At 73.3% G+C, this 12174-nt stretch carries 10 protein-coding genes; 8 read left to right on the top strand and 2 right to left on the bottom strand.

Annotated elements, in window-relative coordinates; translation table 11 throughout:
* Nucleotides 1–95: 95 nt before the first annotated feature.
* On the bottom strand, nt 96–179 hold the full coding sequence (locus LZ495_RS45205; RefSeq protein ID WP_358358745.1) for a putative leader peptide: 84 nt from the start codon (nt 177–179) through the stop codon (nt 96–98).
* A gap of 258 nt (nt 180–437) precedes the next feature.
* Here LZ495_RS45205 and LZ495_RS03160 point away from each other — a divergent pair, with 258 nt between their 5' ends.
* The gene (locus LZ495_RS03160; protein ID WP_235050271.1) at nt 438–923 is read left to right on the top strand and encodes a MarR family winged helix-turn-helix transcriptional regulator; all 486 of its coding nucleotides are present in this window, start codon (nt 438–440) and stop codon (nt 921–923) included.
* A gap of 20 nt (nt 924–943) precedes the next feature.
* Here LZ495_RS03160 and LZ495_RS03155 read toward each other — a convergent pair whose 3' ends face one another.
* Nucleotides 944–2587, bottom strand: coding sequence for an acyl-CoA dehydrogenase family protein (locus LZ495_RS03155; RefSeq protein WP_235050270.1), 1644 nt, complete (start codon nt 2585–2587; stop codon nt 944–946).
* An 18-nt stretch (nt 2588–2605) separates the two neighbouring features.
* Here LZ495_RS03155 and LZ495_RS03150 point away from each other — a divergent pair, with 18 nt between their 5' ends.
* From LZ495_RS03150 to LZ495_RS03120, 7 genes are all read left to right on the top strand, one after another.
* Nucleotides 2606–3895 carry a YihY/virulence factor BrkB family protein gene (locus LZ495_RS03150; RefSeq protein WP_235050269.1) on the top strand — a complete coding sequence of 430 codons (1290 nt, stop codon included), beginning with the start codon at nt 2606–2608 and terminating at the stop codon, nt 3893–3895.
* 273 nt (nt 3896–4168) lie between these two features.
* Entirely contained in the window at nt 4169–5239 is a 1071-nt protein-coding gene (gene rsgA / locus LZ495_RS03145; RefSeq protein WP_235050268.1) for a ribosome small subunit-dependent GTPase A, read from the top strand.
* 229 nt (nt 5240–5468) lie between these two features.
* Nucleotides 5469–6458, top strand: coding sequence for a membrane protein insertion efficiency factor YidD (yidD, locus tag LZ495_RS43750; protein WP_268822191.1), 990 nt, complete (start codon nt 5469–5471; stop codon nt 6456–6458).
* A gap of 1196 nt (nt 6459–7654) precedes the next feature.
* Nucleotides 7655–8833, top strand: a complete 1179-nt coding sequence (locus tag LZ495_RS03135) for an acyl-CoA dehydrogenase family protein (protein WP_235050267.1) — start codon at nt 7655–7657, stop codon at nt 8831–8833.
* Between the two features lie 170 nt (nt 8834–9003).
* Nucleotides 9004–9495 (top strand): hypothetical protein, encoded by a 492-nt coding sequence (locus LZ495_RS03130; protein ID WP_235050266.1) that lies wholly within the window; start codon nt 9004–9006, stop codon nt 9493–9495.
* On the top strand, nt 9492–10421 hold the full coding sequence (locus tag LZ495_RS03125; protein WP_235050265.1) for a caspase family protein: 930 nt from the start codon (nt 9492–9494) through the stop codon (nt 10419–10421). Before LZ495_RS03130 ends, LZ495_RS03125 begins: the two co-directional genes overlap by 4 nt.
* Nucleotides 10421–12127, top strand: a complete 1707-nt coding sequence (locus LZ495_RS03120; protein ID WP_235050264.1) for a type 1 periplasmic-binding domain-containing protein — start codon at nt 10421–10423, stop codon at nt 12125–12127. Before LZ495_RS03125 ends, LZ495_RS03120 begins: the two co-directional genes overlap by 1 nt.
* The last annotated feature ends 47 nt before the right edge of the window (nt 12128–12174 follow it).

The raw sequence follows: 12174 nt of genomic DNA, 5'->3' as shown, positions 1-12174 counted from the left end.
CACACGGCGGTCCCGCTCCGCGCCTATTCAGGCGACTGGACGCAGGCTGCCGGCACGACCGCGCGCCCGGCAGCGAATGGTTGCGGGCGGGGGTCTCATACCGGCATACAGAAGGCGCTGGACATGCGTCCGAGGTCGACATGCAGTCGACCAACGAGGGCGATTCCGGCGCGAGACATGCGGAAAGGTTGGCATGGCGGCGGCACGTCGTCCATCTTCGTCCGCCATACGAACGCAAATCTTAATATGTGGACACGCAATCTCAACAAGTGAGATAGCGTGCGCATCACGGACGCCCCGAGTTGCGGATGTGGTGCGTTTGGTTACGGTACGGGAGGCCCGAACACGTTCCCGAGAGGGTGCGCCGGGCCCCGGGGGACCAGCGCGGCCGCGCGTGGGGCGGCCGTGGGAGCGGGACCGGTAAGGAGCTGATCGTCGTGTCCGGAGACGTACTCGACCGCCCGGAGTGCCGGGCGGGCGACGAGCACCGCGAGGCGTCGGTCGAGACGCTGCGCTACGCCTTCAACGGGTTCCTCGCCGCGGTCCGCGCCGACCGGGCCGCGCGCAGCGCGGGCTCCGACTCGCCGCAGGTGCAGCGGCACCGCGTGCTGGTCACCCTCGCCGACGAGCTCGACCTGGACACCGCCACGCTGGCCGGCGTGGTCGGCCTGCCGCTCGCGCACATGAGCGCCCTGCTCGAGGTGCTCGGCCGGGAAGGCCTGGTGGAGGCGGTGCGCGCGGGCCGCGGGCGGGGCGGCACGGTCATCCGGCTCACCCCGTCCGGACTGCGCGCCCTCGACGAGCTCGACACCGTCTTCCGCAAGCACTGGGAAGCGGCCCTGGCCGACCTGCCGGCCGACGACCTGCGCACCGCGGCCCGGGTCATCAGCCGGCTGACCGGCGTGATCGTGCCGGCACGCTGAACCTCCGCGGCCCGTCCGTCTCAGGCGCCGGGCAGCAGCGGGCGGGCCCGGTCCACGATGGCGGCGGTGTCGATGCCGCGCGGCAGCGTCCCGAACATCAGGCCGCCCTCGCCGCCGAGGCGCCCCGCGCAGAACGCGTCCGCGACGCCGGGCGGCGACCAGCGCAGCACCAGCGAGCCGGACAGCAGCAGCGCCATCCGCTCGATCAGCCGCCGGGCGCGCATCTCGACGCCGTCCAGGTCGGACAGCTCGACCAGGAAGTCCTTCACCGCCGCATCGAAGCGGTGGTCGGCGCCGCGGGCCAGGCCCAGCTCGCGCAGGAACGCGTCCAGGCAGGCCGGGTCGCGGCGCAGCGCGCGCAGCACGTCCAGGGCCTGGACGTTGCCGGAGCCCTCCCAGATCGCATTGACCGGCGCTTCCCTATATATGCGCGGCATACCGCTGTCCTCGACGTAGCCGTTGCCGCCCAGGCACTCCATCGCCTCGGCGGCCACCGCGATGCCGCGCTTGGTCGTCCAGTACTTGGACACCGCGACCGCAATGCGGAACAGCGACTGCTCGACGGGGTCCTCCGAGCGGTACGCGGCGGCCAGCCGCAGCGCGAGGAGCGTGGTGGCCTCCGACTCGACCGCCATGTCGGCCAGCACGTTGGACATCAGGGGCTGGTCGATCAGCAGCCGCCCGCCGACACTGCGGTACGCCGCATGGTGCGCGGCCTCCGAGACGGCCCGGCGCATCAGCGCCGCCGACCCGATCGTGCAGTCCAGCCGGGTGGCCGCGACCATGCCGATGATGGTCCGGACCCCGCGGCCCTCCTCACCGAGCCGCCGCGCCCAGGTCCCGTCGAACTCCACCTCGGAGGAGGCGTTCGACCGGTTGCCCAGCTTGTCCTTGAGGCGCTGCAGCATGAACACGTTGCGGCTGCCGTCCGGCAGCACCCGCGGCACCACGAAACAGGTCAGCCCGCCCGGCGCCTGCGCGAGCACCAGGAACACATCGCACATCGGCGCCGAGCAGAACCACTTGTGCCCGGTCAGCAGATACTCGCCGTCGGCGGCCAGCGGCACGGCCTCGGTGGTGTTGGCGCGCACGTCGGTGCCGCCCTGCTTCTCGGTCATGCCCATGCCGGCCAGGCAGCCGGGCTTGGTGCCGGGCGGCACCAGGAGCTGCCCGCCGTACTCCGCCGCGGTCAGCCGCGGCTCCCATTCGGCGGCCAGCACGGGGTCGGTGCGCAGCGCGGGGACCGCGGCGTACGTCATCGAGACCGGGCAGCCGTGGCCGCCCTCGGCCTGGCTCCAGGTCATGAACGCGGCCGCGCGCCACACGTGCGCCTCGGGCTTGTCGACCGCCCACGGGGTGCCGGCCAGGCCGTACCCGACCGCGGTGCGCATCAGTTCGTGCCAGGCCGGATGGAACTCGACCTCGTCGATGCGGTTGCCGTACCGGTCGTGGGTGCGCAGCTCGGGCTCGTGCACATTGGCCAGGCGGCCCAGCTCCTGGACGTCCGGGGAGCCGGCCAGCTTCCCGAGGTCGTGCAGGCGCTCGATGTCGGCGTCGGGCGCGTGTCTGCGGACCGCGTCGACGAGTACTTGGTCCGCGCCGAAGACGTCATGACCGGTCAGCGGGGGCGGCTGGTTGGCGACCACGTGGGTAGGACGGCCCATTCCCGATACTTTAGAAGCGTGGCAGCGGACAAGAAAGTACGTACGCCGGTCCGCGGTCCCGGCCGCATCCGGTTGCGGAGCGCATTGTGGCGGATAGTCCGCGAGACGTTCATGGCGTGCTACCACAACCGCGTCACCGGCCTGGCCGCCGAGGCCGGGTTCTTCATGCTGCTGTCGCTGCCGCCGCTGCTGCTCGGCCTGGCCGGCACCATCGGCTACCTGCAGGGGGCCATCGGCCAGGACACCATCGACGGGCTCAAGCAGGACATCATCGACGGGAGCGGCAACGTCCTGTCCCAGAAGAGCGTCGACCAAGTCGTCGTGCCGCTGGTCAACGACGTCTTCGCGTCGGGCCGCGCGGACATCATCTCGGTCGGCTTCGTGATCGCCCTGTGGTCCGGCTCGCGCGCGCTCAACGTCTACGTCGACACCATCACGATCATGTACGGCCTGGACGGCAAGCGCGGCATCGTGAAGACGCGCCTGCTGTCCTTCGGGCTGTATGTGGTCGGCCTGGTGCTCGGCATGTTCCTGATCCCGCTGCTGCTGGCCGGCCCCGAGCTGGTGGTCAAGACGTTCCCGCACTTCGAGGGGACCGTGCACATCCTGTACTGGCCGGTCCTCGTGGTCATGTCGGTGTGCTTCCTGACCACCCTGTACCACGTGTCCGTACCGGTCCGGACGCCGTGGCGCGAGGACATCCCGGGCGCGCTGGTCGCGCTGCTGCTGTGCATCCTGGGCAGCTTCCTGCTGCGCGTCTACCTGGCCACCACGGTCGACGGGCCGAGCGTCTACGGCTCGCTCGCGGCACCCGTCGCGGTGCTGGTGTGGATGTACTTCGCGGCGATGGCGATCCTCATCGGGGCCGCCATGAACGCCGCGATCGACCAGGTCTGGCCCAGCCAGGAGACCGCGCAGGCGCGTGCCGAGGCGGAGAAGGAGCGCGCCGCCGCCGAGATCGCCACCGCGATGGCCGCGGTCCGCCGGGCCGGCAAGCACCGCGGCCTACCCGAGGACTGGGACCCGGAGGCCGGCGACGACACCGTCGACCTGATCGCCCCCGACGAGGGCTCCGACGGCGACGAGCCGCCCGCCGAGTTCCCGGAGCGCTGGGCCAACTACCAGCCGCCGCGCGGCAACCGCCCGGAGGGGCGGAACGGCGCCCACCGGCTGGACGCGGGCTCCCCGCCGGTGCAGCTGCCCGCCGGGCAGGCCCCGCCGGGGCTCTCCCTCGACGAGCAACTCTGGCCGCCGGTACGGCCGGGCGGCGGGCCGCCGGACGAGCGCACCCGGCACGACCCGCGCTGAGAAGGCCTTTCGGCCCGGCGCGCGACCGGCCCGATGCCGTATGCTGGTCGGCGGCGTACGCGCCCGACCTGTCGAGGACGAGACGAGCGGAGGAGGTGGAGACCGTGATGGCACATGTCACCTGGATGGCGGCTGTCGTTGTCGGCGGCCCCGCTTCTGCATCCGTCTCATACCTCCGGGTCCCCACCGTCTAGCCACCGTCCAGCCGCCACTTCGGCCGCTGCGGCAGCGTCACACGCTTCACGGGACCCGTACCGAAGGGTCTTCACTCAGTTGCGTACCGAATCTTCTTTCGGTTCTTCCCGTTCCACTTCTCTGTCCTTCCTCGGCTGGGACGCCGACCGGGAGGCCGAGTTCGCGCCGTACGCGGAGCTCGGCCTGACCGCGGGGCGCGTCTCGCGCGTCGACCGCGGCACCTGCGACGTCGTCACCGGCGAAGGCACCATGCTGCGCGCCGCGCACGGCAGCGGTCCGATGCCGTGCACCGGCGACTGGGCCGCGGTCCTCGACGACCCCACGCACGACGAACCCGTCGTGCAGGCGCTGCTGCCGCGGCGCAGCGCGCTCACCCGCGCGGTGGCCTCCGGGCGCTCCGAGGGGCAGGTGCTCGCGGTCAACGTGGACGCCGTGCTGCTCGTCGTCCCGCTGGACGTGACCCCCGACCTCGGCCGCGTCGAGCGCCTGCTCACCGTGGCCTGGGACTCCGGCGCCCAGCCGGTCGTCGTGCTCACCAAGGCGGACACCGTCGACGACGCCGACCAGGTGTGCGAAGAGGTCGTCGGCGCCGCGCCCGGCGCCGATGTCGTCGTGGTCAGCTCGGTCACCGGCGAGGGCCTCGACGTGCTCGGCGCCCTCACGGCCGGCCGGACCGTCGCGCTCATCGGCACCTCGGGGGCCGGCAAGTCCACCCTCGCCAACGCGCTCACCGGCGCCGGCCTGGTCACCGGCGAGGTGCGCCAGGACGGCAAGGGCCGGCACACCACCACGTGGCGCGAGCTCGTCCCGCTGCCCGGCGGTGGCGTGCTGGTCGACACCCCGGGGTTGCGCGGCATCGGGCTGTACGACGTCAACGACGGCATCGACCTGGCGTTCTCGGACGTCGAGGCGTTCGCCGAGGACTGCCGCTTCGCGGACTGCGGCCACGTGGCCGAGCCCGGCTGCGCGGTCCTGACCGCGGTCGAGCTGGGGCAGCTGCCGCTGCGCCGACTGGAGAGCTACCGCAAGCTGCGCCGCGAAGCCGACTGGATCGCGTCCCGCACCGACTACCGCCTGCGGGCGGAGCGGGCGCGGGAGTGGAAGGTCATCCACAAGGAAATGCGCCGCAACCCGTCCCCGAAGAAGTAGTGGGTACACCGGCCGCCACGATCACTTCGCTCGGCAACGGGCGGGGTAATGGTGCCCTCCTGTGGAAGCCCATCCACAAGGAGAAGCGGCACAATGCGTCGCCGAATAAGTAGCGGCACCGCGACCGCCCCGCCCGGGAACCGGGCGGGGCGGTCGCGCCCTCTTGTCGGGTACCGGGTTGGATGGAACCTTCTTGGCACCCGGCGTATGGGAATGGGGAGGACTCGGCATGGCGCACTATCCGAACAACGGGAACCCGTTTGCCTCGGGAGGTGCGATGGGGGGCGGCGGCCCGTACGGCGGCAATCCGTACGGCTCCGGCGGCGGCCAGGCTCCGGTACCGCACATGCGCGAGTGCATCGCCCCGTTCAGCGACCCCTATCCGTGCCAGCAGCCCTGCGGGCATCAGCGGAACTGCCAGTCGCCGTACCAGAACCCCTGTGCGCGGCCCTGCGGCGACGACGATGACGACGAGCCCGAGTTCGAGGGCGGCGAGGAGTCCGGCGGCGGCGACGGGTCCTTCGACTTCGGCGGCGGGGGCGGCGGTGGTGGTCGTGGTGGCCGCGACCGCGAGGGCTTCTTCGGCCGCGGCGACGGTTCGAGCGGCGGCTCGGGCGGCTCGGGCGGTTCCGGGGGCTCCGGCGGTAACTCGGGCGGCACCAGCGGCCCGGGCAGCTCCGGCAGCTCGGACGGCACGCCGTCCGGCGGCGGGGGCGGCGGCGGAGGCGGCAAGGACGGCTGCGGCTGCGGCGGCGGGGGAGGCAACTCCGGTGGCAGCGGCAGCGGCAGCGGCAGCGGTGGTGGCGGAGGTGGTGGCGGCTGCGGCGGAGGTGGCGGCGGTGGAGGCGGCGGCGGCGGTTGCGACATCTGCCTGCTCCGCATCGTCCTGATCATGCCGTTCATCGTGCTGTGGTCCGTGCTCCGCGCGCTGGTCGGACGCCCGGTCCGCACCGAGGCCCACCGCAAGCCGCTCTCGCACACCGACCGCACCGAGCCCCACGGCCGCACCGCACGCACCATGTTCCGTGCCGTGCGCTGGTACCGCCTGTCGGTGAGCCCGCGCACGGAACCGGTCTGCCGGTACACCCCCAGCTGCTCCACCTACGCCGCGACCTCGCTCCAGCGCCACGGCGCCTGGAAGGGCGCCCGCCTGACCATGCACCGCCTTTCCCGCTGCAACCGGAGCCACCCCGGCGGCCACGACCCCGTCCCGAAGTAGGGAGGGCAACGCACCAAGGCAGGGCGGACCCCGACCTCGGAACCCGCCCTGCCCGCGTACCCATACGCCACGCCACGCAGTCGCGAGACGAGGCAGTACGAGGGCCGCCGCAGGACCCACCGACGATCCCGGGCTGCGAGCCCGCCTCGACCTGCCGACGAGCGCCGACCACCACACGAGCGCCCGTCGCCCGCGCCGCTGCATGGCGTCCCCCGCGTGCGCGGACTGCCGTCGGCCCTGCGAGTCCGCCCGGCCGACCGACGCGCGGCACCCGCGACCCCGCGCGCGCTGCGCCGCTGCATGGTGTCCCCCGCGTGCGAGGCCTGCGGTCGGTCCTGCGGGTCCGCCCGGCCGACCGACGGGCGGCACCCGCCACCCGCGACCGCGCGCGCTGCCCTCGTAGTTTCGTCTCGCGTCGGCCTCCGCGCGCGCTGCGCCGCTGCATGGCGTCCCGCGCGTGCGAGGCCTGCGGTCGGCCCTGCGAGTTCGCCCCGCCGACCGACGCGCGGCACCCGCCACCCGCCACCCGCGGTCCTGCGGGTCCGTCCGGCCGACCGATGCGCGGCACCCGCTACCCGCGACCCCGCCCGCACTGCGCCGTTGCATGGCCCCGCCCGCGCGGGCGGGGCTGGTGGCTGTGCGCGGTCGGCAAGTTCGACGTGCGCGTCCGCCATGCCAGGGCTGCGCTGCGGTGGCCGGTCGGCAGGTTCGGCCGTGTCGCTCGCGTCCCCGTTGCGTCGAGGCGCGGCGGTGCCTCGTGATGCCCTCCACTCGACCTGTGCCGCCGCGTGGGCGTCGCCCCGCGGCTTCGTCCCCGCTCGCTCCCCGCCCATGTGACGGGCGGCCTGCGTCGGTGTCCCTCCCGAGCCCCGACTCGTGTCCGGCGTCCCCCGCGCCCTTGTCTTCCCTCCTTGTCTCGTCGGCGTGTGGCGCCTCGTTCGGGCGCCGCCCAAGAGGCGACTGCGGGGCGCGCGGGCGGCGAGTGTGCTTGGCGGGGTTGATCGGCCGGGGCGACTTCGCGTCGGCTGCCCTTGCGCCGTGCTGCCGGTGGTCCTTCAGGTCGTCGCGGTGCGGCGTCGGCGGGGTGTGTACCGTCACTCGATCTTCGTGGCGGGGGAGACATCACCGTCTACCGAGTGGTAGCAAAGTGGGCGGAACGGGCGGCGGAGCAGCCGGCCGACGACCGGGAGGCTGACATGGCGCTCGCGCCGATCGATCCGCGGGACCCCCTGGGCATCGACGACTTGTTCGATGCCGAGGAGCTGGCCGTCCGCGACACCGTGCGCAGGTTCTGTGCGGAGCGGGTGGCGCCCTATGTCGCCGACTGGTTCGAGCGCGGGGAGATGCCCACCGTGCGCGAGTTGGCGCTCGAGCTGGGACGGATCGGGGCCTTCGGGATGCACCTGGAGGGCTACGGGTGCGCGGGTGCGAGCGCGGTGCAGTACGGCCTTGCCTGCCTGGAGTTCGAGGCGTGCGACTCGGGGCTGCGGTCGCTGGTGTCGGTGCAGGGCTCGCTGGCGATGTTCGCGATCCACCGGTTCGGCTCGGAGGAGCAGAAGCAGGAGTGGCTGCCGCGGATGGCCGCGGGGGAGGCCATCGGCTGCTTCGGGCTGACCGAGCCGGACCACGGCTCCGACCCCGCCTCCATGCGGACGCATGCCAAGCGGGACGGCACCGACTGGATCCTCGACGGCCGCAAGATGTGGATCACCAACGGCTCGGTGGCCTCGGTGGCGGTCGTGTGGGCGCGTACCGATGAGGGCGTACGCGGGTTCGTGGTGCCGACCGACACGCCGGGGCTCTCGACGCCCGACATCCACCACAAGATGTCGCTGCGCGCGTCGGTGACCAGCGAACTGGTGCTCGACCAGGTGCGGTTGCCGGCCGAGGCGGTGCTGCCCGGTGTCGTCGGCATGCGCGGGCCGCTGACCTGCTTGGGCGAGGCGCGGTACGGGATCGTCTGGGGCTCGCTCGGGGCCGCGCGCACGTGCCTGGAGACGGCACTCGACTACGCGGCGACGCGCGAGCAGTTCGGCAAGCCGATCGCCGGATTCCAGCTCACCCAGGCCAAGTTCGCGGACATGGCGGTCGAACTCCACAAGGGCCTGCTGCTCGCGCTGCACCTCGGCCGCCGCAAGGACGCCGGCAAGCTGCACCCGGACCAGGTCAGCTTCGGCAAGCTCAACAACGTCCGCGAGGCCATCGAGATCTGCCGCACCTCGCGCACCATCCTGGGCGCCAACGGCATCTCGCTGGAGTATCCGGTCATGCGGCACGTCACCAACCTGGAGTCCGTACTGACGTACGAAGGCACCTCGGAGATGCACACGTTGGTGATCGGCAAGGCGCTGACCGGCCTGGAGGCCTTCCGCTGACCCGCGGCCCGACCGGGCGCGCTGCCCGGCGCGCAGCCGAGTGCGCAGCCGGCTGCGCGGCCGAGGGAACTCCCGCTATCCCGCGCGGTGTCGACGAGGACACCGCGCGGGCCCCGGGGTTTGCGCAACAATGACCCCGAGATGATCGTTGGCCGACTGGGGGAGCCGCGATGACGGGTCGGAGCGACGGGCAGACGGGCGTCCTGGTGTTCACCGCGTACCTCGCGGACGACGTACCCGACGACGAACTCGTCGACCAGGCCCGCGAGATGGACCAGCTGTACGCCGAACTCCGCGGTGCGGGAGTGAACGCCGAGGTCCGGCGGCCCGAGGAGGCCCCGGAGGGGTTCCGCGGTGTCGAGCCGCAGGCGCTGCTGACCATCGCCATCGGCATGGGCCAGGCGCTCGCGGTGAACGTGATCGGCGACATCCTGGTGCGCTGGCTGCGCGGCTCGCGGTTCCGCCGCGTGCGCGAGCAACGCCCGGACGGGACAAGCGAGATCGGCGGTGTGGATCCGCCGCTGCCGGAAGCACGGCCGGAAGCCGAACCGGCAACGGAGCCGGGCGCCGCCGGCGCGGGCGAGGACGGCGCCGAGGACGCGGACCCCGGCGACGACGACGGCGAGCGCGGGACCGGCGGCCGTCCGGACGGCGCCGCGTGATCGGTGACGGCCGCCGCGGCGCGCGCGGCGCCCGGCCGCAGGCCGCCCGCCGGGCCCTGCTGGTGACCGGGTCGCGCTTCCGCGACGAGGACCGCTATCCGCGGCTGACCTCCGCGGTCGAGGACGGCCGGCACCTGGAGGCGCTGCTGCGCCGCGACGCGTCGCACATCCTGGGCGGGTTCGAGGTCGAGCGGCTGCACAACGCCAAGGCGGCGAGCATCGAGGAGCGCATCGAGGCGCACCTGGAGGACGCCGAGCCGGGCGACACCCGCTTCCTCTACCTGTCCACGCACGCCGACCGGGCCGAGCCGGAGCGCGGCGACAAGGGCCCGCCCAAGGTCTACTTCGTCGCGGAGGACACCACGCGCGCCCGGCTGGCGAAGTCGGGGCTGGCCGCGGGGTGGGTCGCGGACGCCATCGCGGCCTGCCAGGCATCGACCGTCATCGTGGTGGTCGACACCTGCTACGCGGGCGCGATCGCCGAGGAGTTGGCGTTCAAGCGCAATCTCACCGAGGAGCTGCGCGGGCCGTCCGTCGAGGAGCGCCGCAAGCGGCAGGACCCGCGGTCGAGCATCCTGCTGCGCGCCCAGGACCACGTCCCGGGGGCGGGGCTGCACCACGTCGGGCTGGTGCCGACCGTGGTGATCCTGGCGTCCTGCCGGGCCACCGAGCGCGCCGCGGCGGGCGGCGGGTGGAAGCCGTCGGAGTTCACCCGGGCGTTCATCGACACCGTGCGCAGCGGTGCGGGCGTCGGCCCCGAGGTGTACGCGGCGCTGTTCCGGACGGTGCTGCCGCAGGTGGACGCCCAGGTGCGGAGCAACACCCGGGTCGCCGGGCAGCGTTCCGAGCTGGTGGTGGTGAGCCCCGAGGACCCGGACGCCGAACCGGGCGCCGGGCCCGGGAGCGGTTTCGGCGGAGGCGCTTGATGGGCCTTGCCAAGATGTTCCGCGCGATCGTCGACTGGTTTCAGCTGCACCGCCCGGCCACCCGCAAGGGAACGGTGCTGCTGGCCGCCGGGGTGTGCCTGGCGGTGGCCGCGGCGGCCATCGTGCCCGCGCTGCTGACCGGCGGGGACGGGAAGAAGAAGGTGCCGCCTACGCAGTCCCCGACCGCCGCGCCGCCGGCCCCGATCGCGCCGGTCGGCGACACCTGTGCGCCGCCGGCCGGCCCGGTGCAGCCGTGGACCTGGCTGGGCACGCCGGGCGGCGCCGCCGACCCGCGCTGCGTGGGGTTCGCCACCGGCCCGTCCGCGGTGCTGGCGCACGGCGATCCGGACATCGCCGCGATCCTCGACCTGGTCGGGCAGGACAACCGCAGCGTCGAGCAGCGCGGCAAGCCGACCGTCACGGTGGTGGCGATGCTGCCGCTGACCGGCGACGCCCAGAACCGGCCCATCGACGTACTCGGCGGGGTCTACCAACTGCGCGGTATCCACACCGCATTGCGCGAGCACAACGGCGACGGATCGGACGCCCACCCGGGCACCCTGCCGCTGGTCAGGCTGGTGGTCGCGGACGTCGGAGCGGGTTTCTCGCATGCCGAGGCGGTGGCCGCCAAGGTGATCGAGTCCGGTCGGCTCGACCCGTCGTTCGCCGGGGTGGTCGGGCTCAACCAAGGCCGCGGGACCACGTCGTCCGCCATATCGCTGTTCGACGAAGCCAAGATCCCGATGCTGGCCACGACGGCGACCTCGGACGACCTGACCGCGCCGCAGGCCGGGCGTCGCATGTTCGCGTGGTACTGGCGGATCGCCGCGAAGAACAGCGCCGAGGCCGAGCTGATCGTGAAGTTCCTGCGCGAGGTGGATCCGGCCACCAAGGCGCCGCGGGCGAAGCGGCCGTTCATCGTGTTCCGCGACAAGGACGCCTACAGCACCAACCTGGCGGGCGACGTCCAGTCGGCGTACTACGCGAGCCCGCCCGGCACCTGGCCGCATGCCCGGGCGTACCAGGGCCAGGACCGCCTCGCCCTGCAGGCCGAGATGGCCAAGGCGGTCGAGCCGGCCTGCGCCGAGGCGGCCGCCGGGCGCGGCTACGACGCGGTGGTGTTCACCGGGCGGGCCGACGACCTGCGCAGCCTTTCCGCGGCGATGGACGAACGCGGCTGCAAGGCCCTGCCGATCGTGGCGGGCGACGACCTGGCCGTGCTGGAGTCGGCGAAGACGATGCAGCGCCCGGGCGCCGCCGCGGCGCTGTCGTTCTCCGACGACCGCCCGCTCTACTTCGTCGACTACGCGCCGACCACCAAAGAGCTCTGGCCGGACGCGCCCGACGTCCGGGCGCACGCCTTCTTCGCGCAGTTCGCCGCGGCCAACCCGGGCGTGCTTCCGTCGAGCTCGTCGATGGCGGCGTACGACGGCCTGATGGTGATGGCCGCGGCGGCCCCGAAGGACGCGGGGGCGAAGTCCGGCGACGCGCTGCGCGAGGCGGTCCGGGCCGGGCTGGACGGGACCTGCGGTGCCGCGGCCGTGCGCGGTGCGACCGGGGTGATCTCGTTCGACACCGTCGGCGATCCGCAGCAGAAACATGTCGTGGTCCGCAAGTTCGACCGCGGGAACCCGAGCCCGGTGGTGGCTCGCACAGGTGTGCTGGTCGGGCCCATACCGGAGTGCGCGGCTCCGGCGCGCGGGTAGCCGGATACCCGGTCCGCGGGCGGATTCGCGCGCGCGGGGCGCCGATT

This window comes from Yinghuangia soli, from assembly GCF_021502675.1.
Classification (GTDB): domain Bacteria; phylum Actinomycetota; class Actinomycetes; order Streptomycetales; family Streptomycetaceae; genus Yinghuangia; species Yinghuangia soli.
The sequence above is the reverse complement of the archived record's forward strand: the minus strand, read 5'-3'. Positions and strand labels throughout refer to the sequence as shown.